At 47.9% G+C, this 20,585-nt stretch carries 21 protein-coding genes; 4 read left to right on the top strand and 17 right to left on the bottom strand.

The window, feature by feature from the left end:
* Positions 1–7: 7 nt before the first annotated feature.
* Positions 8–1,018: a DNA polymerase III subunit delta gene (gene holA, locus KNO70_RS04605; protein ID WP_237708269.1), complete on the bottom strand. Its 1,011-nt coding sequence runs from the start codon at positions 1,016–1,018 to the stop codon at positions 8–10.
* A 90-nt stretch (positions 1,019–1,108) separates the two neighbouring features.
* Between holA and KNO70_RS04600 the strand changes: the two genes are divergently transcribed.
* A complete protein-coding gene (locus KNO70_RS04600; protein WP_012726678.1) occupies positions 1,109–1,273 on the top strand; it encodes a YqzM family protein in 165 nt (54 codons plus the stop codon).
* 61 nt (positions 1,274–1,334) lie between these two features.
* Here the strand turns inward: KNO70_RS04600 and KNO70_RS04595 are convergent, their stop codons facing one another.
* The 7 genes from KNO70_RS04595 to KNO70_RS04565 all read right to left on the bottom strand — a co-directional run bounded on the left by KNO70_RS04595 (position 1,335) and on the right by KNO70_RS04565 (position 9,445).
* Positions 1,335–3,452, bottom strand: a complete 2,118-nt coding sequence (locus KNO70_RS04595) for a DNA internalization-related competence protein ComEC/Rec2 (protein ID WP_214811316.1) — start codon at positions 3,450–3,452, stop codon at positions 1,335–1,337.
* Position 3,453: 1 nt separating this feature from the next.
* Entirely contained in the window at positions 3,454–4,038 is a 585-nt protein-coding gene (locus tag KNO70_RS04590; RefSeq protein WP_269317842.1) for a helix-hairpin-helix domain-containing protein, read from the bottom strand.
* A 220-nt stretch (positions 4,039–4,258) separates the two neighbouring features.
* Positions 4,259–5,902 carry a methyl-accepting chemotaxis protein gene (locus KNO70_RS04585; protein WP_078147172.1) on the bottom strand — a complete coding sequence of 548 codons (1,644 nt, stop codon included), beginning with the start codon at positions 5,900–5,902 and terminating at the stop codon, positions 4,259–4,261.
* Positions 5,899–6,870, bottom strand: coding sequence for a BMP family lipoprotein (locus tag KNO70_RS04580; RefSeq protein ID WP_031423197.1), 972 nt, complete (start codon positions 6,868–6,870; stop codon positions 5,899–5,901). The genes KNO70_RS04585 and KNO70_RS04580 overlap by 4 nt, the downstream gene beginning before the upstream one ends.
* 131 nt (positions 6,871–7,001) lie before the next feature.
* Positions 7,002–8,522, bottom strand: coding sequence for a flotillin lipid rafts scaffold protein FloT (locus KNO70_RS04575; RefSeq protein WP_078147174.1), 1,521 nt, complete (start codon positions 8,520–8,522; stop codon positions 7,002–7,004).
* Between the two features lie 3 nt (positions 8,523–8,525).
* Complete coding sequence (locus KNO70_RS04570; RefSeq protein WP_031423196.1) at positions 8,526–9,047, bottom strand: NfeD family protein; 522 nt, start codon at positions 9,045–9,047, stop codon at positions 8,526–8,528.
* Entirely contained in the window at positions 9,047–9,445 is a 399-nt protein-coding gene (locus tag KNO70_RS04565; RefSeq protein ID WP_078147176.1) for a hypothetical protein, read from the bottom strand. Before KNO70_RS04565 ends, KNO70_RS04570 begins: the two co-directional genes overlap by 1 nt.
* A 119-nt stretch (positions 9,446–9,564) precedes the next feature.
* Here KNO70_RS04565 and rnhC point away from each other — a divergent pair, with 119 nt between their 5' ends.
* From rnhC to KNO70_RS04550, 3 genes are all read left to right on the top strand, one after another.
* The gene (rnhC, locus tag KNO70_RS04560) at positions 9,565–10,479 is read left to right on the top strand and encodes a ribonuclease HIII (RefSeq protein ID WP_078147938.1); all 915 of its coding nucleotides are present in this window, start codon (positions 9,565–9,567) and stop codon (positions 10,477–10,479) included.
* Positions 10,480–10,550: 71 nt separating this feature from the next.
* Positions 10,551–11,363 (top strand): alpha/beta fold hydrolase, encoded by an 813-nt coding sequence (locus tag KNO70_RS04555; protein ID WP_078147177.1) that lies wholly within the window; start codon positions 10,551–10,553, stop codon positions 11,361–11,363.
* 300 nt (positions 11,364–11,663) lie between these two features.
* Positions 11,664–12,686: a PTS sugar transporter subunit IIC gene (locus KNO70_RS04550; RefSeq protein ID WP_041917916.1), complete on the top strand. Its 1,023-nt coding sequence runs from the start codon at positions 11,664–11,666 to the stop codon at positions 12,684–12,686.
* A gap of 40 nt (positions 12,687–12,726) precedes the next feature.
* On the opposite strand, the gene pheT is transcribed toward KNO70_RS04550, so the two are convergent.
* From pheT to infC, 9 genes are all read right to left on the bottom strand, one after another.
* Positions 12,727–15,102, bottom strand: a complete 2,376-nt coding sequence (pheT, locus tag KNO70_RS04545; protein ID WP_214811313.1) for a phenylalanine--tRNA ligase subunit beta — start codon at positions 15,100–15,102, stop codon at positions 12,727–12,729.
* 12 nt (positions 15,103–15,114) lie between these two features.
* A complete protein-coding gene (gene pheS / locus KNO70_RS04540; RefSeq protein ID WP_031423184.1) occupies positions 15,115–16,137 on the bottom strand; it encodes a phenylalanine--tRNA ligase subunit alpha in 1,023 nt (340 codons plus the stop codon).
* A 305-nt stretch (positions 16,138–16,442) separates the two neighbouring features.
* Positions 16,443–17,189, bottom strand: coding sequence for a TrmH family RNA methyltransferase (locus KNO70_RS04535; protein WP_031423182.1), 747 nt, complete (start codon positions 17,187–17,189; stop codon positions 16,443–16,445).
* A gap of 1 nt (position 17,190) precedes the next feature.
* Positions 17,191–18,270 (bottom strand): M42 family metallopeptidase, encoded by a 1,080-nt coding sequence (locus KNO70_RS04530; RefSeq protein WP_078147180.1) that lies wholly within the window; start codon positions 18,268–18,270, stop codon positions 17,191–17,193.
* A 19-nt stretch (positions 18,271–18,289) separates the two neighbouring features.
* Complete coding sequence (locus KNO70_RS04525) at positions 18,290–18,772, bottom strand: dUTP diphosphatase (protein WP_012726694.1); 483 nt, start codon at positions 18,770–18,772, stop codon at positions 18,290–18,292.
* Between the two features lie 24 nt (positions 18,773–18,796).
* Complete coding sequence (locus KNO70_RS04520) at positions 18,797–19,051, bottom strand: membrane protein (protein WP_031423177.1); 255 nt, start codon at positions 19,049–19,051, stop codon at positions 18,797–18,799.
* Between the two features lie 86 nt (positions 19,052–19,137).
* Complete coding sequence (gene rplT, locus KNO70_RS04515) at positions 19,138–19,497, bottom strand: 50S ribosomal protein L20 (RefSeq protein WP_012726696.1); 360 nt, start codon at positions 19,495–19,497, stop codon at positions 19,138–19,140.
* Between the two features lie 28 nt (positions 19,498–19,525).
* Entirely contained in the window at positions 19,526–19,720 is a 195-nt protein-coding gene (gene rpmI, locus KNO70_RS04510) for a 50S ribosomal protein L35 (protein ID WP_012726697.1), read from the bottom strand.
* A gap of 30 nt (positions 19,721–19,750) precedes the next feature.
* On the bottom strand, positions 19,751–20,281 hold the full coding sequence (infC, locus tag KNO70_RS04505) for a translation initiation factor IF-3 (RefSeq protein WP_012726698.1): 531 nt from the start codon (positions 20,279–20,281) through the stop codon (positions 19,751–19,753).
* Positions 20,282–20,585 lie beyond the last annotated feature (304 nt).

The raw sequence follows: 20,585 nt of genomic DNA, 5'->3' as shown, positions 1-20,585 counted from the left end.
CCTCACCTCACAATAAGGCCAGTTGACAAACGAGCGTATCGAAAACGATCTGTTTGTCACCTCGTCCTGTTTTCATGGCCTCGTCCGCGTCTGCAATCAATGTCAACGCACGTGCGAGCTGAGCCTCTGAAAAGCCGCGACTCGCTTGTGTCGCCAATTTGATTGTATACGGGTGGGCCCCGATTTTCGATGCGATTTGCTTCTCTCCATAGCCTGCCTCTGTCAACTGTTTCGACAGGTACATGTTCCGATATTGCCGAGCAAGCAACCCGAGTAGCCCAATCAGTTCTTGCCCTTGTTTTTCTAAATCCCGAACCAATCGAAGCGCTGCATCAGCTTGTCGCTTGACGAGAAGCTCCGAGAGCTGAAAGACGTTATCTTCTAATGTACGTGGAACTAAATCATTCACAATCTCAATCGGAATCGTCGCACCCGTTCCCGCGTACAACTGTAGCTTCTCTAGTTCGCGAACCAACTTTCCCCAATCATCCTGACATAGGAATAAAAGACGCTCCATCGTAGAGCGCTCCATCTTTTGTTGTTCACGACTCAATGCATCGTTCACGTATCGCATCAGTTCGTTTTGGCTCGGCTTTTTCGCTTCGAGGACGATGGCACGCTCTTTCAGACGCTTCACGATTTTCTTCCGCTCATCGAGTTTTTCTGACTCGACAATCAAGACAAGAACCGAGTAGGTCGCCGGTTGCACGACATATTCCGCCAGACGGTCAACATTGTGCTTTTGCTTCTCTTTCGCACCCGTTAAGAACTGGGCATTTTTCACGATAACCGTGCGATATTCACTAAAGAAAGGGACCGTCTCTGCTTCATCAAGCGCCGTATCGAGTGACGTCTCTTGAAGATCTAATTGCATGACATCAAATTGATCACCGGATGGATTGGCCGCTTTCACGATTTCACGTTCCCACGTCTCTAACAAATATTTTTCGGTGCCATGGAGAACATATACGCTCGCCAGTTTTCCATTATGTAACCACGGTTCATTCAAAACACACACCACTTTCACAATTTATTCTCATCTAAACATAGATTATCTTCCCATGATTCGCTATACTTATAAAGGAAGTATGATAAGGAGGGACCTAATATGCAAATCAACTCAGTACGCCCACCGAGTGAAAACCCGTTTGAAAATGACGTTCAATGCAAACGTAATGACGCCATCGACTCTGCGATCGGCTTCATCGTCCCATTTGGCTTTTTCTTCACGATTTTCTTCATCGGTGTCATCATCAAGTTCTTAAGTCTATAAGTGTTCAAACGATTGCCCCGGGGGAGCAATCGTTTTTTAGTGTATCACATTTTATGCCGTGCTACTCGATGATCCCCCGACACATGTTCTCTTCACAGACAATCATCCCGTTCAAATCGGTTCGTAATAGACGTTTCCCCACAACCCGTCGTAACGTCTCCTCGTGCGGATGTCCATACCGATTGTTCGAACCGACACTCGCAATGACCCATTCTGGATCGATTCGCTCAAGCAGTTCTTCTCCCGACGACGTATCGGATCCGTGATGTCCTAGTTTAAATACGTCGACGTCAAGCGTCGGTAACTCGGCTTCTCCTTCTATCGGCAAATCTCCTGTCAATAGATACCGCATGCCACCTACGTTCATGTACAGGCTGATCGAATGACCATTTTCATCTTCGTGTGGGCGATTCGGTGCCACAATCCACATCCATGGCGTCGGCCGATCGTCTGCCTCGAGATAATGGACCGATACATCATAGGCCGCTGCTAAGTGTAGCAGTTCTTCTCGTTTTTCAGCATTCGCCACTTCTTTTGATATCCAAAGCTCTTCCACCGTCACTACCTTCAATAATCCCTCTAATCCCCCGATGTGGTCATGATCCGCATGGGTCAACAGGACAAAATCAAGCGAACGCTCCCCACGTTTCCATAAATAAGGGGCCAATACATCTTCCCCCGGGTCAAATGTGCTTCGCTTTTGCTCGTTTGGATCTTGAAATACGCCTCCTACATCAATGACACCAATCGTTCTTCCCGATTCTACGACGATTGCATCACCTTGCCCGACATCCAAAAAGGTCACCCGTGAGGATTCCGACCATTCTGACCATCCCGCAATCAACCCACATGTCATGATGGCCGCCCCCCATCCAATCCATCGATTCCGATTTATCAGCGTCAAGCTTCCCCATAACCCTAGACACAATGCGATTTGCGACGGCAACGCCAGATCGTGCAACGGAAGCCAAGGTCGTAAATCATCATGGAGAGTGAACATTCCATGAATCGCGTCCAAGACAACCATGAACAACGGGGCAATTGAAGGAAACATCCATGTGACAAATGCGAGTGGCATGATGATCCACGAGATACAGATGGCCATCACGAGATTCCATATCGGTGCCGCGACGGATAGAACCGGTTGTACTTGCCATAGTACAATCAGCCCAAACAGCTGTGCGAAAACGGACAACTCGATTAGTCCTGTCCAGATTTGTCTCGTGACTAACAAAAAGAAGGTCATCCCGACCGTCAATTGGAAACCCAGATTTGTGACAAGGAACGGTTGAACGGCCAACATGCCCGCCGCATACCAACTCAAGAGCCGAATCGGGTCTCGAATCGTCACACCGAAAAGAGAGAGAAAGAGGATCGCATCTGCGACGACGACAGCTCTTGCGACAGGTGGGGAAAAACCAGTCATCCATCCGAACATCGTAATACTAAAGATCATCAGTACCGTCTTCGTTTCACGTCGAATAGGGATCGGCTGCATCAATATGCGCATGGCCACGATCAACATAGCAATATGTGAACCGGAAATCACAAGAAGATGAAGAAGGCCCGTAACACGATAAGAAAATGAGGTCTGTTCATCTAGCATTCGACTCTCTCCGAACAATAATGCCTCCATATATAATGCGACATCCGCACGATGACGCTGCTCAATTTGCTGAAGTTTTCGCTCTTTCCAACGTAGCATCCGACCGTCCCACCCTGCCGTCGGACGACACGTGTCGATTCGCTTCACCTTCCCTTTAAAGGATACGTTTGAACTCCGTGCCCAAGCCCGTTCATCAAATCCCCCGGTGTTTCGTAACGGTTGAAACGCCTCTACTTCGATTTGCACGAGGCACGTCTCTCCTGGTCGTCCGCGATTTAGTTCGCGTCCTCGTAAGACGCCCTGAAGATCGTCTACGTTCCCGTATAGTCTTACCGATTTCCCATTCTCTTTTCGACTTTCGATTGAGAAGGCAATCGTGTCTGACGGTAACGATTCTGTAGGGGTCGTATGGAACGATGCGATACAGATGAGTCCAATCACTCCGGCTTTCGCATACAGGCCTTGCCCACGTCGTGTGACCAGATAAAAGACACTAGCGACCACAGAGACCAAATAGACTCCTTCTGTCAGACCAGTTACAATGAGTACCGCAAACAATGGAAACAGCGGCATCTTAAGGTACCAATAAATATGGCTTCATACTTTCTAATGTCTTTTCGCCGAACCCCTTCACATCACCTAGCGCTTCATATGTTTTAAATGGACCGTTCGCTTTCAGATGATTTAAAATCGCCTCGGCTTTGGCTGGACCAATTCCTGGAACTGTCATCAGTTCCTCTTTCGTCGCACTGTTGACATGAACACCGTTCGTTTCGACCTCAGGACTCGCTGAGTCTTGCGAAATCGGTGTTTCTCCTTTTTTCGGCACGATGATTTTGACTCCATCAACTAACAACTGTGCTAAATTCAACTGCTCTGGGTCAGCTTCATCTGTCAGGACTGCCAAAGAGAGCACATCGCCCACTCTCGCCCCTTCTGGTACGGTATATACGTTCGGAGATTCAACCGCACCTGTCACATACACAACGAGCTCCATACGCTCTGGGGTCGTGGTCGGCGTGACCTCCTCAGGTTCCATGACGAATTCGTCCACCATTCGTTGCTCCGGTTCCTTTTGATAAAACAAATAGCCCACTCCTAAAAAAAGAACGACTAGGAGACCGATGACGAGTTGTTTCCATCTTTCCAAGCGGATCACCACCCTGTTCTGTTACGTTCAGTATGGCGAATCATGTGTTTCTAAACACGTCTCGTTCTTCCCCACAATCTTAACTTTAGGAAATGATTTGTTTGCATGTTCCATATCGCACTCGTACGTGTAACGATATTTATCGACATAATTTCTATGAACAGGTTATAGAATGACGAAAAAAACGGAGACCATCACGTGGCCTCCGTTCCTACTGTTCACTGTTCGATTATTCTTCTTCGAAATGCTGAACCTGGTCAGCGAGTGCCGCTGCCTGTCCTTCTAACTCTTGCATCAATGTAAAGATTTGATCGAAGCTTGCCTGCTGTTCTTTCATCGAGGCTGCCACTTCTTCGTTTCCTGCGGCCAACTCTTCCGTCACCCCAGATACTTCTTCAACGCGGCGCAAGACGTTGTTTACCTCGTTACTCGATGTGCGCATCTCTTGTTCGATTGTGCGCACGAACGAAGCGACGTGGTCTGTCCGTTCATGGATTCGGTTGAATGCTTCTTTCGTCAATCCGAACGCTTCTAATTGCGCCTCTTGCTCGCGTTTTGACTCATTCACCGTTTCCGTCAAACGGACGACTTCTTGCTGGATCGTCTCGACGACGTGGAAAATAGAGCGAGTCGCTTTGTTGCTCTCTTCCGCCAACTTCTTTACTTCACTTGCTACGACAGCAAATCCTCGTCCTGCTTCTCCCGCACGGGCTGCCTCGATTGCCGCATTGAGGGCAAGTAAATTCGTCTGAGCCGCGACGTCTTCGACAAGCTTCGCCATCGCCTCAATCTCAGCCGTTTGTCGTGCAAAGTGGTCCATTCGCGTGACAAGCACTTCATTCCGTTCGCTTGAACGATCTAAAATGTGCTCCTGGTCCGTTAATGTTTCAATCCCAGCCGCTACTTCACGTGTCATTTCTGACGTTTCTTCCGTCGTTTGTTTCGTCTGGTTCAAACTCGTCTCAAATGAAGTCGCCATCGTATGCACTGAGCTGAGCGTTTCTTGCAACTCATTTGCAATCGACTGTGCTCCGTGTGCCATCTCATCAACCGCGTTCGTGATGTTAGACGTCGTACTCACGACTGCTTCATTTTCGGCCGCGGCCGTTTCGGTCATCCCGTTCACTTTCATTGATGTGACTCGGATTGACCCGATCACCGTCTGAAGAGATGCCGTCATGTCACGCATGGCACGTTCAAGACGTCCGATTTCATCATTGCGCGTCGACTCAGGCAACGTGACGAGACGTCCGGCTGCAATCGCTTCTGCCACCTTGACATTTTTTTCGAGTGGTCGAGTGATCGAACGGGCAAAGAAGAAGTTGTAGATTCCGAGCGCTAGGATGACGAGAATCGTCAAGAGGACTGAGATCAACAAGAGACGTTCCGTCTCATTTGCCGCCTCTACTTGAAGCGCTTCATAGAATGAACCGTTCTTTGCAATCAACGTATTGACATCATTTAACAAACCTTCCAGTTTCGCTGCCTGAATCCGAGCTCCGATACCACCTTCAAGTGCCGACTCGACATCTTCGTTCACCTGTTCGTACTTCATCGTGGCACGGTCTAAATGATTTGAAAATGCCGGAATCAAATAAGACTGTTTTAAATCATCGAATGTTTCCGCGTTTGTCACACGGATGCGCTCTAATTGAGTCAATGTAGATTGGTTCGACTGTTCACCAAGTGACGTCCAGAGGGATTGTTCTTGTAGGAGTGACGTTTCAAGTTGAGACAATTCAATCATTTGACTTCCATACTGTTCGTTATATGTTTGCAAGCGATTCAACGTCGACAAGACGTAACTCATCATCAGTACGATCAAGACGACGGTGAAGACGGTTGAGAAGATAAAACGTTTACGTAAACTCATTTAAGTGTCCCCTCCTTCAACTGACGTTCTACCGATTCATACTCTGATGTTTCTTTCTCATCCCATTGAATGCGACGAAGCGGAGCCAAGCCGACGCCACCCTCTTCAATTCCAAGGATGACGTGTTCATTAAATGGTTTTTCAGTCACACGACCCGCAATTTCTACAATCGCCAAATCAACTTGTTTCAACATCGACGTCACAACCGCATCTGGTGCAATCATCGATTGATCACTATCGACCCCGATTGCCTTGACGCCGTATTTTTCAGCCGTCTCGAGTACACCGACCCCTGTCAGTCCTGCTGCAGCATAAAGAACATCTGCGCCCGCTTTAATTTGTTTCTCAGCGAGTTCACGACCGAGCTCCGGTGAAGCAAAATCATTCGAGAAGTCAACGAGCATCTCCACGTCCTCGTTCACTGCCTTAGCGCCACGTTCAAATCCTGCTTCAAATTTCTGAATGAGTTCAATATCCATTCCTCCGATAAACCCAATGGTATCGGACTCTGTTTCAAGACCAGCCACCGCGCCAGCAAGCGTACTGCCCTCTCCTTCTTCAAACGTAATATTCAAGACGTTCGGAAGTTCAGACACGCCATCGATCAAAGCGAATTGCTGTTCCGGATGTTCAGCCGCAACGGCCTCTAAGTCTTCTTGACACGCAAAACCGAGACCGACGATCACATCATGTCCCTCTTCTACCAATTCTTCAAAGCCAACTTTGTACGTCTCCGTTTCGGATAGTTCACGATAATCAACGAACCAATCACCCGTCTCACGTAGCTCACCCATCCCGCGCATGGCTGCGTCACTGAACGATTGGTCCCCGAGACCAACGTCAGATAGGACGACCCCCATCGTCTGTCGTTCTTCTACAGTGGTATTCGGATCGTCGATAACCGACTGACAACCGGACAACCAAAGGGTACAAGCTGTGATTGTACTGAGCATTATGCTTTTCTTCATGTATTCAATACTCCCTCTCTCTAATGGTCTGACAACCCTTATATCGACTGAGAAGGCATTGTTCTCCATGATTTTTTTTAAAAGTTGTGGTAATAAAAAAAGCCATAGACATCGTCCATGGCTTCGTACACTCATTCTTTTGAAGCAGCAACCGTTGTATCAGCTAATTCACGCTCCGGTGTTGGGGCTGTTGCAACGTTCCCTTTTCCCGCAAAGTTCTCGAGCAAGTCTTTCATATCGATGCCCGAAGAAGCTTTTAATGTTTGTTGAAGCGATGCCATGAGGTCGGTTGCGTAACCTGTCACTTTACCAGCGCCACCGTTTTGTCCGCTCCCCGTGTCGACGACCGTAATCTGATCGATGTTACCGAGTGGCGATGCAATTTCTTTCGCATAATCAGGAAGCATTTTGACGACCATATCGAGAATCGCCGCTTGTCCATATTGCGCGAAGGCTTCGGCAATCTTCTCTTTCGCTTCGGCTTCTGCAAGACCGGTCAAACGGATAATTTCCGCTTCCGCCTCACCTTTCGCACGTTCAGAATCCGCTTCTGCAAGACCTGCCAAACGTACGCGTTCCGCATCGGCTTTCGCCTGTGCTTCAATACGATACTTCTCTGCATCCGCGATTGCGATTTGACGTGCTTTATCCGCAGCGGCAGACTGTTCAATCGAGTATCGATCCGCATCTGCTTTTTTCTTCACTTCTGAATCATATTGTTTCTCACGACGCATAATTTCTTTCTCTTCGAGCTCGATTTGCTTTTGACGCTCGATGATTTGAACTTGCATCTGTTGTTCGGTGACTTCTTGTTTAGCACGCGCTTCCTCAAGCTCATACGCTTGGTCGGCCCGGGCTTTGGCAACATCTTGCTCACGGCGATATGCCGCGATTCGGAGTTGGTTCTCTTTCTCAGCTTCCGCGATTTCAGAGGCACGCTCAAGTTCGGCCTTCTTCGCATCTTTCATCGCTTCCGCCTGTTTGATGCGCGTCTCTTTATCCGCTTCCGCAGTCGCGATATCAGCATCACGCTTCACTTGGGCGATACGCGGCTTCCCTAGCGATTCTAAGTATCCATTCTTATCTCGAACGTCTTTGATGGTGAATGACACGATGACTAATCCCATCTTCGCCAAGTCTTGTGATGCGACTCGTTGAACTTCTTGCGAGAACTTGTCACGGTTCTTATAAATCTCTTCAACGGTCATGGAACCTAAGATCGAGCGTAAATGACCTTCTAACACTTCTTTCGCTTCGTTTTCTCGTTCAATCTTCGGTTTTCCGAGGAACTGCTCAGCCGCTGTCGCGATTTCACTGATTGATCCACCAATTTTAATGATGGCTGTTCCGTCCGCCATGACCGGGACACCCTGCTCTGTATAGACTTCAGGCGTTGTGACCTCTAATTTGCTTGAGAGCAAGCTGAGGGGTTCTGCTTGTTGGAATACCGGAAAGACGAACGTCCCGCCACCGCGAATGATTTTAACGCGGTTACCGGATGTATCGCTATGTACATTTTTCTTGCCTAAATAACTACCTGTCACAATCAGTGCCTCATCTGGTCCGACTGTGCGATATTTTAATACGAATACAAACACAAGTGCGAGGATGATGACCCCGACGATGATGCTGACTAAGATAGCCGTATTCATGTGTTATATCTCCTCTCGAATTGTAGGTTCGTCATATGGCATGACGATTGCGATATTGCCTTTTACTTCAATGATGACTACCCGATGATCTGTCGAAATCGATGTACCGTCTAAGCTTTGAGCCGTCTTTAAAAGCGAGCCCGTTACTGTCTCAATCAAAACTTCGCCATACCCGCCTTCAGGAATGGGCACGGTCAATCGTCCGACACGTCCAACTAATGCCTCATCCGTCAAACCAATGGATTCTTCCGCATTGGAGAGCGGTAAGAGAACAAATAAATAGAGAAGTGTCGTCAAAGCAAGAGACCCGACCAATGCGACAGCGAGCCCAATCATCGGGGAAACGTGAGCCAACGCGTTTAAGATAAGCCCAATCCCTGCCCCTAGTGCTAAGAACGATAAGATGACTGCAGGGTTAAACCAACCCTCGAACATTTCGAACGCATCGGAGAACATCATGTAAATAAAGGTTCCAAGACCAGCGATGATCAACACCCACCAATACAGTTGATCGATTGCCTCCATTACCACCCCTCCTGTCGACGTTTTTGTTCCATCATCAGTACACGTCGAAGTTGTTCGACTTCTAATGCAAGTCGATCCTCAATCTCATCCCACTCCGACAGTGATGAAGTGGATAAGTCGTTCACTTCTCGAACTCGCCCGATGGAACGTTCAATTCGTCGCCGATTGTATAGGTCGACAAGTTCTTGTCGTTCGAGCCGCATCCTGTTTAAAAAATATTCCACTTCTTTTTGAACTTGAACGACTTGATCCGTCACGCCCTCAGAAGAATCTTGCATCAGTAGCCGACGCACTCTCACTTGATGAGCTACTAATTTAGCAATTCTCGCCTCGAGTTCGAGAATGTGCTTGTATAATTCCTCTACCTCATCTCGTTGCGTGTCATCGCGCCACCACACGTCCACCTCACCTCACTTTTCTCTACTCATCTCCATATACGATAAAACCTCATCTTCGGTTTCAAAAAATCATAAAAAAATGTAAAATGAATTTGCCATACAGAAAGGAAGTGCTCATGTTGGGCAACCAAGTCATCAAGCTATCATCCGCATCACAAGAAAAACTAAAGAAAATGTATCATGAGTATGCAGTCGCGCCACCACCATATGCGACATTCAGCGCCAAGACACCGGGATTTGTCGTAACGATTTATCAATCAGGGAAAGTGATGTTCCAAGGAAAAGATGCCGAGACCGAGGCAGTGAAATGGGGAACACCCGCCGAGAAGAAACAAGCATCCACACCGAACACCATTTTACCTGAAGGATTTTCAAGTTGGTCTGTCGTTGGAAGCGACGAGGTCGGAAAAGGAGATTATTTCGGACCACTCGTCGTCGTAGCGGCTTTTGTCTCATGCGATCAAATCGCACTCGTGAAAGAACTCGGCGTAAAAGATTCCAAACAGTTATCCGACCCTGAAATCATCCGGATTGCGAAGGATTTACACGCTACGATTCCTTATCAAAAAGCGACACTGCATAATCCAACATACAACAACATGCAACGTACGATGACACAAGGTAAAATGACTGCCATCGCCCATAATGCTGCGCTTCGAGCGTTGCTTGAGAAACTCGGACAAAAACCCGATGCCATTCTCATCGATCAGTTCGCAGAGAAGTCGGTCTATTATCAACATTTGCGGGCAGAACGCGATATCGTGCGCGACGATGTCTACTTTTCTACAAAAGCCGAAGGACTTCATGTCGCCGTCGCAGCTGCTTCCATTTTAGCTCGCGCCTTCTTCTTAAAAGAAATGGACAAACTAAGTAAACAAGTAGGATTAACCCTCCCGAAAGGGGCAGGAGCAAAAGTCGACCAAGTCGCCGCTCAAATCATTCGACGTTATGGTCAGGATTATTTACAAAAGATTGCTAAAGTCCATTTTGCGAATACAAAGAAAGCTCTCAACTTGAATGAACGTCGTTTGTAGAGCTTCGACATCAAGTATGATATACTCATTTTACGGTTAAATGAACTTAAAATTTTTGGAGGATAGCGTTCATGCTGCATTATAAAACCTACACGATTAGTGATGACCATCCTTGGGTCATCTTCATACACGGGGCCGGAGGAAGTTTATCACATTGGTATCGTCAACTTCGTCCCTTCCGTAAAAAATATAATGTCCTGCTCGTCGATTTACGCGGTCATGGCGGTTCATACGATGCTGAACAGTCGCTCAAACAACCGTTGAACGCCTATACGTTTGATGTCGTCGCCAAGGACGTCATTGAAGTGATGGATCACTTAGGTATCGAAAAAGGACACATGGTCGGTCTGTCTTTAGGAACGATTGTGATTCAGGCGATGTTTGAGCACTATCCCGATCGAATCGCATCGGTCGTTCTCGGCGGAGCCATCGTCAAATTCAATGTGCGCTCCACGTTGCTCATCCGACTTGGTAGTCTTGTGCAAAACTTTGTCCCCTACATGTGGTTATATAAATTATTCGCATGGATTTTACTCCCGAAGAAGCGTCACAAAAAGTCTCGGATGATGTTCGTCCGCGATGCGGCGAACTTATGTCAACGCGAGTTTATCCGTTGGTTCAAAATGACGGAAAATATTAATCCTTTACTGAATCAGTTCACTTCGATCCAGACGAATGTCCCGATTTTATATATTATGGGTGATGAGGATTATATGTTTCTTGAAGCTGTCGAACGGACAGCGAAACATCAGCCGACAGCCAATGTTGAAATCGTTGCAGACTCTGGTCATGTGGTCAATGTAGACCAACCCGATCAATTCAATGCGTTGTCGATGAATTTTATCGATGATCAGATTCAAGCACGTTCACTACAAATGAGCTAATTCAGGATGCCACGGGGCTTCCTGAATTTTTTAATGTTTATTTTCAGAAAATATTGATTATTACAAAAATAGGTGGTATTCTTTAGCAAATCCAACGAAGAGGAGATGCTCGAAATGTCCAATCCCGTACATATGAACAGCCTGCTGATTATTATTCGACTGAGGGACTGAAATCGTTTTGTTTTCAAAAACGACTTTTCAGGCCCTTGTTCCCGTGGTAATCGGACAGGCGCCTGTAGATTGAAACCGCGCCTATCCTTGATGGATAGGTTTTTTTCTTGACACAAAGACATAGAGGAGATGATGGAAGTGAAGCAGTATATGATGGATCGAATGGTAAAAATTTCAGCAGGGATGGCAAACGCCGTCCTCGTCACGCTCGGTGTCGGTTTATTGATTGAGACGATTGGTAATTTGACCGGAATCGCGATGCTCGTACAGATTGGACAAGTCGCCAAATCATTATTGGCACCCGCTTTAGGCGCTGGCGTCGCGTTTCAACTTGGAAGCAACACGCTCATCCTATTTAGCGCCATGATTGCCGCAACCATTGGCGGTGCAGCTTTAAAAGCAACAGAAAGCGGACTCGTCCTCGTTCCAGGTCAACCGATTAGCGCACTGATCGCAGCGGCGGCTGCTGTCTGGCTTGGAAAACGTGTCCTCGGAAAAACAAAGTTTGATATGATGGTCGTTCCGGTCACAGCCGTATTAGGTGGTGGAATCGTTGGGGTTGCTGCAGCAGCGGTCACGACTCCTCTTATCAACTCAATCAGTCAAGGGATCACCGCATCTGTAGAAACGTCGCCGATTGCCACATCTCTTGTCATCGCACTTGTTTTCAGTGTCATGCTCATGTCGCCTGCATCATCTGCCGCACTCGCCATCGCGCTTCAACTTGACCCTGTCGCCAGCGCCGCTGCCTTGATCGGTTGCTCTGCTCAATTTGTTGGATTTACCTTAATGGCATATCGTCAAACCGACCCAGGTGGATTGGTCGCCTCATTCTTTGTCACACCGAAAGTGCAGTTTCCGAATATCATCAAAAATCCGCGAATCGTCGTCCCACCGTTTATCGCCGCGATGATTTCCGCACCGATTGCTACTTTGATGTTCTCACTCCAAGTCCCATATGAAATTGCGGGTCTCGGGCTCAACTCCCTAATTGCCCCGCTTCAGATTTTAGCGGTCCAAGGGTTGGATGCCTTTCTCATCTTCACGATGACGGGCGTCGTACTCCCTGCACTCATCACGTGGGCTCTCTATCGTGTGACGAGTCTTGTCGGATGGACCAAGTTTGGTGATCTCGCACTCGAGATTCAATAATAAAAGGAGCGTTGTCACAGGTGGACAACGCTCCATATTTTTACGCTCGGAGTTCAGCGCCGTGTGTCGCACGGACCGCCTCAACAATTGTTTCATATGCTACCGTTACTTCTTCATCTTGTAACGTTCGTGACGGGTCTTGGAACTTGAGTGAGAAGGCAATCGATTTCTCATCCGCTCCAACATTCTCCCCTGTATAGACGTCAAACAAGACGAGGTCAATCAAGAGTGGACCAGCCGCTTGGCGGATCGTTTGTTCCACTGTCCCAGCCGGAATCTCACGTGATAAGACGAGTGCCAAATCTCGTGAAATCGAAGGATAACGTGGTACGTCTTGATAAAGAAGTGTCTCGTCTCCACGAAGTGCCAAGAGGTCGAGTTCGAATACATACACTTCCTTCATACCGTAAACGTCTTTCGATGTTCCTGGATGCACTTGTCCGACATATCCGATGACCTCTCCGTCCATCAAGATGTTTGCCGTACGGCCTGGGTGCATATCAGGCATCAATACGGCCTCATACGTGACATCTAGGCGAAGCGTTTGGACTAACGTGTCGACAATCCCTTTTGCGACGAAATAGTCGACCGGGATCCGTGTTCCTTGCGAACGATGATCCATCCATAGACCTGTGACGACACCAGCCACCCGTTCTTTCTCACGCGGTAACGTTTCTCCGTGCTCCGTATAGACGCGTCCTGTTTCGTAAAGTGCGACGTTCGATTGTTGACGCGCCGTGTTGTAACGCGCCGCCTCCAGCAACCCAGGGACGAGCGACGTACGAAGTACAGAGCGTTCTTCACTCATCGGCATCGCCAATCGAACGAGCTGATCGGTTTCTCCACCGAAACGTGTCGCATGTGCCTCACTCGTTAACGAGTAGGTAATGGCTTGTGATAAGCCGACTCCTTGTAACAAGCGACGTGTCTGCCTGCGCAATACGTTGATTGCTGGCAAAAAGCCTTTCGATTGAGAGGCAGGTAACGTCGACGGGAGACTATCATATCCGTATAGACGTGCCACTTCTTCTGTGATATCAGCCGGAAGCTCTAAGTCCGGACGGCGCGATGGAATGTGTACTGTCAGCACATCATCCCCTTCTGTCGCGAGCCCGAGACGCTCCAGGATGTGAACGATCGTCTGACGATTGAGTGTCATCCCTAAGCGCTTGTTGATATAGTCAATCGACACTTGGATTTCTCGGGCACGTGATTCGGCTTCACCTGAACGCACCGCATCATGAATGGCTCCTCCACCGAGTTCGACAATCAATTGCGCGGCGCGATCGAGCGCGAGCATGACACGTTCTGGGTCAACGCCTTTTTCGAAACGAGCGCTTGAATCTGAACGTAGACCAAGCGTACGGCTCGTCTTCCGTACGGATGCCGGATCAAAGTACGCTGACTCTAAAATGATATCTGTCGTTGAAAGATCTACCTCTGTATTGGCACCACCCATGACGCCTGCGATGGCGACTGGAGCTTGTCCGTCTGTGATGACCATCATCGATGAATCGAGCGTGCGCGTCACGTCGTCGAGTGTGACCATTTCTTCTCCATTTTCGGCTTGACGGACCACAATCGAGTTGCCGAGTTTCTTCGCATCGAATGCGTGAAGCGGTTGTCCGATTTCAAGCATCACATAGTTCGTCACGTCGACAATGTTGTTGATTGGACGGACACCTTCTGCGATCAAGATATTCTTTAGCCATTGTGGCGACTCTGCAATCGTTACCCCTTTGACTTCACGAGCTGCGTAATATGAACAGTTCGGTGTCGCAAGTTCGATAGACACCTCCGATGGTGATGATGACGTGACATCTGCCGTCGGCAACGTGTATGGACGCTCTAAGATGGCCGCAACCTCATGAATGATTCCATAGAGGCTCAAGCAATCTGAACGGTTCGGAGTCAAGCCGAGTTCGATGACTTCATCGTTCAAGTCGAGTAAATCGAGCACATCTGCACCAACTTGTACGGATTCACGGAATGTGTGGATTCCATCTTGCTCGTCTTCCCGAATTTGTTTTTTCTCAAAGCCGAGCTCTTCGAGTGAACAAATCATTCCTTGTGATTCGACACCACGAAGTTTTGCTTTTTTGATTTTAAGTCCTGGTAAGCGTGCGCCAACTTTGGCCACGATCACATGTTGCCCTTCGCGCACGTTCGGTGCGCCACATACGATTTGAACAGGGTCACATTCTCCGATGTCCACTTTCGTCACGTTCAACTTATCCGCTTCCGGATGTTTCTCACATGAAAGGACCCGCCCGACGACAATCCCAGAAAGTCCTTCCTCACGATTTGTCACACTTTCGACTTCGATTCCGTTCTTCGTAATCAAGTCACCGAGCGCTTCGCCGCTTAAATCGGATACATCAATATATTGATTCAACCATTTTTTTGAAAGTAACATCTGTCTTCCTCCTTAGAATTGCTCGATGAAACGTAAGTCATTTGTGTAGAAATGGCGGATGTCGTCGACGCCGTGTTTGAGCATCGCCATACGCTCCACTCCGATTCCGAATGCGAACCCTGACACTTTTGACGAGTCATAGCCAGCCATCTCCAATACATGCGGATGGACCATTCCGCCTCCGAGAATCTCAATCCACCCGGTTCCTTTACATACGTTACATCCTTTCCCGCCACACTTGAAGCAAGAGATGTCGACTTCGACCGATGGTTCCGTGAACGGGAAGAAGCTTGGACGGAGACGAATTTCGCGCGTTTCTCCGAACAACTGCTTCACGAACACTTCGAGCGTCCCTTTCAAGTCAGCCATCGAGATGGATTCATCGACAACCAATCCTTCGATTTGCATGAATTGATGCGAGTGCGTCGCATCGTCTTCATCACGACGATACACTTTACCTGGACAGATGATGCGAATCGGTTTTCCGTTCGCCTCCAACATCGTGCGAGCCTGTACAGGAGACGTATGAGTACGAAGTAACGTCTCTTCCGTGATATAGAACGAGTCCTGCATGTCTCGTGCCGGATGATCTTTCGGCAAGTTGAGCATTTCGAAATTGTAGAGATCAGTTTCGACTTCAGGACCTTCAGCAATCGTATATCCGAGTCCAACGAACAAGTCTTCCATCTCGTCGATGATTTGTTGTAAGAGATGACTGTGGCCAGGAGTCGATGTCCGCCCCGGTAGAGTCACATCGAGCGTTTCCGCATTTAACTTTTCCTCTAATTCAATCGCCTTCACCTCTTCGATTCGAGCATCGAGTGTGCTTTGAATCGCGGTACGAACGGTATTCGCCAACTCACCGATGATCGGACGTTCCTCGGCAGATAATTTACCCATGCCACGGAGCACTTCAGTCATCGGTCCTTTTTTCCCTAAATATTTGATGCGGACGTCATTCAATGATTTTTGTGTGGATGCCTGTTTGATTTCTTCTAACGCTTCCACTTGTAACTGTTCTAATTGTTCTTTCATGTGTTCGCTTCCTCCTCTACATAAAAAAGTCCCTTCAGTCGTTGACTGAAGGGACGAATCATCGCGGTACCACCCTACTTGGCCAATTATTCATGGCCCACTTGAGAGCATCGTTATCGTGATGCCAAACCGGTGTTGTCTCCAACACGACTCCAGAGTGAATTCAGCGACGAATCCGGCAAAGGCTCTCAGTCACGGCCCTTGCTCCCTGAACGGAATCGGTCATTCGCTTACTATGTTCTTTCAACGTCATATCTTATTCATCGATGTGTTTAACCTATCACGTTTTTCACGTGCTGACAAGATTATTGTAAAGCGATGCGATACATTAAAATACCGGCAGCGACCGCCGCGTTGAGCGATTCCGCGTCGCCGAGCACCGGAATATGCACACGTGTGTCACAGAGTGCCAATACATCAGCATGAACCCCTTGTGCCTCATTCCCAATGACGAGGGCCACTTTGTCTTCGAATGCAACTTGCTCATACGATGTTGCCTTTGAGAGAGCTGTGCCGTAGACGTGGAATCCATCCTCTTTCAGCTCAGGTAACTTTTCAAGCAAGTCGACCGAGGTCACGTTCACGTGAAACAGTGAACCTTGTGTGGCACGTACGACTTTGGCGTTGAACGGATCGACCGTCCCTTTCCCGAGTAACACCGTATCGAATCCGGCAGCATCTGCTGTCCGAATCATCGTACCGAGATTACCCGGGTCCTGTACTCGGTCTAGTACGAGTACCTTCTTCATTTTTCGTTCCACCGGCGTCATCTTGACAACGGCAAACACGCCTTGGGTCTTTTCCGTTTCGGAAAGAAGGTCCGCAACGTGGTCGGATAACTCGAGGACTGGCATATCTTCAAGTCGCCACGTTCCTTTTGGTGAATACGACTCAGCCATGATGAGTTGGACGAGTCGACCGGCACGAATGGCCTCGTCCACCAAATGTTCTCCTTCTACTAGGAATTGACCCGTTTCTTGACGACCTTTTTTCGTCATCAATCGTTTTAATCGTTTAATCGTCTCGCTCTTCGTAGACGTAATCTTCGTCATATTATCCCTCTTTCAACCATTGGACCGTTTCGTGGTCTAAACGTTTCGTCAATGCGACAACGAGTTGTACCGCTGCCTCGTAATCATCCTTATGGATGATGGACACGTTCGTGTGTAAATAGCGGACCGGCACTGTCAATGCGATGGCCGGCATCCCGATCCCAGAAAGATGGAATCGCCCAGCATCTGTGCCACCGCCTGGCGTTAAGTCCAATTGATATTTGATGTCTTGCTCTTTGGCCACGTCAACGATGAGGTCGACAAGGCGTGGGTTCGTGACGGTAGTCGCATCAAAGAAGATGACTTGAACCCCGTCCCCGAGTTTTGACAACCCTTCTGCTTGGGTCATTCCCGGCGTATCACTCGGAATGCCTGTATCGACAGCAATCGCGACATCCGGGCGAATCAAGTTGGCAGCGGTCACCGCTCCACGTAACCCGACCTCTTCCTGTACCGTCGCTCCTGTATACATGACGCCTGGGAACGATTCTTCCTTCAGACGTTTTGCTGCTTCGATGGCAATCGCACATCCGATGCGGTTGTCCCATGCCTTCGCCATCAAGAAGTTCTCATTTTTCATGACTGTGAATTCACAATGTGGCACGACCGTATCGCCTGGACGAATTCCCCACTCAGCCACTTCGTCTTTCGACGTCGCACCGATATCTAAGAACATATCTTTGATTTCGACGGGCTTCTTCCGTGCCTCAAGCGGTAGGACGTGAGGTGGTTTCGCACCAATGACACCCGGAATCTTTTCACCAGACCGTGTGACTACATCCATTCGTTGTGCCAACAGCACCTGGTTCCACCAGCCACCGAGCGCCTGGAAACGAAGGAAACCGCCTTCTTCCACACGCGTCACCATGAAGCCGACTTCATCCATGTGACCCGCAATCATGACACGCGGACCTTCAGCATCTCCGGTCACTTGACCAAATAGACTTCCGAGTCCATCCTGTTCAAACGACTCGACATGCGGCTCGAGGTATTCACGCATCAATTGACGGACTTCTCCCTCATTTCCTGGGACGCCTGTTGCATCCGTCAAACGTTTTAACATATGTAACGATTCATTCATATCAATCCGCTCCTTTTCATTAATATCCTTGATTTTGTCGCTCATGGTTTACTTCATTTTTATTCATGTATGCTAGCAAAATGAGTTGCTCATTAAAACCGAGCGTATAACCAAGTTCGAGATAAGCTGCCATCAGCGTCTCGTACATGGCTTCCGTTTTTGAAAGACCAAAATTCGTCACTTTTCGATAAATATCTAAAAAAGCATCAGTCGCATCAAGATATGAACTTCCCGCAGGAAACGCATCTCGTTCATACCCAAGCGCAAGACCAAGTGACAGTAAGAAATGAATGCCGTCTACATATTCTTCTAAGATCACATCTTGAGGCGACGGTCCTTTCTTCGACCAAAACTTAAAGCTACGTGTTTCGTTAGCCAGTTCACCGAGCTCGACAAGCAGCGCCAGTAACCGTTCATCGAATTGATTGCCGGATAATCCATGTTGTGCTTTGATCCGCTCGTCTAATTCGCGCTGCCGATCAAACAATGTTGTCCAGTTCACCGGATGTTCCTCCTCTATCTCCACTTATAGCAGTACTAAAATCATTAAAGACCAGCCCACTGCTAAAATCAATACTTGTAATTGAAGCAGTTTTGGGGCATGAACCGTCTTCTTCCGAGTCAAATGAAGACCGAACAAGGCACCGATGGCTCCTCCTGCATAGGCGAATAGGACGTTAAAGTCACCTTTTCCTTGCGCATACTGTTTCGCTTGGATGTAGGTGTAAACGTTCAAGACAATGAGCGCTAAGGCGACGATCGCAACAACCGATTGATTCATACGCTTTCCTCCTTCTCTTAATTCTAAGAAATTCTAAAGAAAAAAGAAAGCGCCGAGAGAGTGTCTCGGCGCTGTCGATTGAACGATTACGCGTTCAATTTTGATTTAGCTGTTTCAGCGAGTGACGCGAATGCCTGTGCATCTGTCACAGCAAGCTCAGCAAGCATCTTACGGTTGATGTCGATTCCTGCAAGCTTGAGGCCGTGCATCATACGGCTGTATGAGAGACCGTTTGTGCGTGCTGCCGCATTGATACGTGTGATCCAAAGACGACGGAAATCACGTTTCTTCTGACGACGGTCACGGTAAGCGTACATGAGTGACTTCATGACCTGTTGTTTTGCTACTTTAAATAGAATGTGTTTCGAACCAAAGTATCCTTTGGCAAGTTTAATTTGCTTTTTACGACGTTGACGAGTCGTATAACCGCCTTTTACGCGTGGCATATGGATTCCCTCCTAAATTGTTTCTGTATTACTTCGCGATCATGTTGCGAATGCGTTTGAAGTCTCCAGCTGATACGATAGCGCCTTTACGGAGCTTACGTTTCGCTTTAGTCGATTTGTTTGCGAACAAGTGACTTGTGTAAGCGTGTGAACGCTTGAGTTTACCTGATGCTGTACGTTTGAAACGTTTTGAAGCACCGCGGTGCGATTTCATTTTCGGCATGAGTATTTCCTCCCCACTGAGAATCGATAATTAATCTTCTTTGTTCGGAGCCAGCACTAAGAACATGCTGCGTCCTTCCATCTTCGGCTTTTGTTCAACTGTTGCCAAATCGGCACATTCCGCTGCCATTTTGTCCAAAACACGTTTCCCGATTTCCGAGTGTGTGATGGCACGTCCGCGGAAACGAATCGAAGCCTTCACTTTGTTTCCTTTTTCAAGGAACTTGCGTGCATTACGCAATTTTGTTTGGAAATCGTTGTCCTCGATTGTTGGACTGAGACGTACTTCTTTCATTTGGATGACTTTTTGGTTTTTACGCGCTTCTTTCTCCTTTTTCTGGAGTTCGAAACGGTACTTCCCATAATCCATAATTTTAGCGACCGGTGGATTTGCTTTATCTGCGACTAAGACGAGGTCTAGTTCCGCTTCTTCAGCTAAACGTAACGCATCGTTACGTGATGTCACACCGAGTTGTGCACCGTCTGCGCCAATGAGACGTACTTCACGGGCACGAATGTTTTCGTTGATAAAGAGCTCTTTGCTAATGGTTAGCACCTCCATCGTGCGATTGCACGAGATTTAGATTGACAAGACAACATGGCAATAAAAAAAGCGTCGGCAGTTTCCCACCCACACATCAGTTGAGGTCATAAAACGGCAGACGATGCCGAATGAACCAAGAACTTGATGGACCTGCCTGATGACTCTCAGACGAGGTGAAAAGCGGGTGCTTCTGCTTTGTTGTTTTTAATCACTATGTCATCTTAGCACTAGCAGGAAAAGATGTCAAGATATCGCGCATGAATAATTGGTAGCTCACACTTTTATGATGATACCAGTCATTCTCTCGTTTCGCAATACCTTT

It is taken from the genome of Exiguobacterium sp. s181 (assembly GCF_018617125.1).
Lineage (GTDB): Bacteria > Bacillota > Bacilli > Exiguobacteriales > Exiguobacteriaceae > Exiguobacterium > Exiguobacterium profundum.
Note: the sequence above shows the minus strand (reverse complement) of the source record. Positions and strands in the feature narration are given on the sequence as shown.

Bases quoted from the DNA above. Each gene is read 5' to 3' on its own strand.
- KNO70_RS04595 (WP_214811316.1), bottom strand. From the start codon at position 3,452: ATGCCGCTGTTTCCATTGTTTGCGGTACTCATTGTAACTGGTCTGACA.
- infC (WP_012726698.1), bottom strand. From the start codon at position 20,281: ATGGAGGTGCTAACCATTAGCAAAGAGCTCTTTATCAACGAAAACATT.
- pheS (WP_031423184.1), bottom strand. From the start codon at position 16,137: ATGAAAGAACAATTAGAACAGTTACAAGTGGAAGCGTTAGAAGAAATC.
- KNO70_RS04530 (WP_078147180.1), bottom strand. From the start codon at position 18,270: ATGAATGAATCGTTACATATGTTAAAACGTTTGACGGATGCAACAGGC.
- KNO70_RS04520 (WP_031423177.1), bottom strand. From the start codon at position 19,051: ATGAATCAATCGGTTGTTGCGATCGTCGCCTTAGCGCTCATTGTCTTG.
- KNO70_RS04535 (WP_031423182.1), bottom strand. From the start codon at position 17,189: ATGACGAAGATTACGTCTACGAAGAGCGAGACGATTAAACGATTAAAA.
- rpmI (WP_012726697.1), bottom strand. From the start codon at position 19,720: ATGCCGAAAATGAAATCGCACCGCGGTGCTTCAAAACGTTTCAAACGT.
- KNO70_RS04585 (WP_078147172.1), bottom strand. From the start codon at position 5,902: ATGAGTTTACGTAAACGTTTTATCTTCTCAACCGTCTTCACCGTCGTC.
- KNO70_RS04555 (WP_078147177.1), top strand. From the start codon at position 10,551: ATGCTGCATTATAAAACCTACACGATTAGTGATGACCATCCTTGGGTC.
- KNO70_RS04600 (WP_012726678.1), top strand. From the start codon at position 1,109: ATGCAAATCAACTCAGTACGCCCACCGAGTGAAAACCCGTTTGAAAAT.
- KNO70_RS04570 (WP_031423196.1), bottom strand. From the start codon at position 9,047: ATGGAGGCAATCGATCAACTGTATTGGTGGGTGTTGATCATCGCTGGT.
- KNO70_RS04580 (WP_031423197.1), bottom strand. From the start codon at position 6,870: ATGAAGAAAAGCATAATGCTCAGTACAATCACAGCTTGTACCCTTTGG.
- KNO70_RS04550 (WP_041917916.1), top strand. From the start codon at position 11,664: ATGATGGAAGTGAAGCAGTATATGATGGATCGAATGGTAAAAATTTCA.
- KNO70_RS04575 (WP_078147174.1), bottom strand. From the start codon at position 8,522: ATGAATACGGCTATCTTAGTCAGCATCATCGTCGGGGTCATCATCCTC.
- pheT (WP_214811313.1), bottom strand. From the start codon at position 15,102: ATGTTACTTTCAAAAAAATGGTTGAATCAATATATTGATGTATCCGAT.
- rplT (WP_012726696.1), bottom strand. From the start codon at position 19,497: ATGCCACGCGTAAAAGGCGGTTATACGACTCGTCAACGTCGTAAAAAG.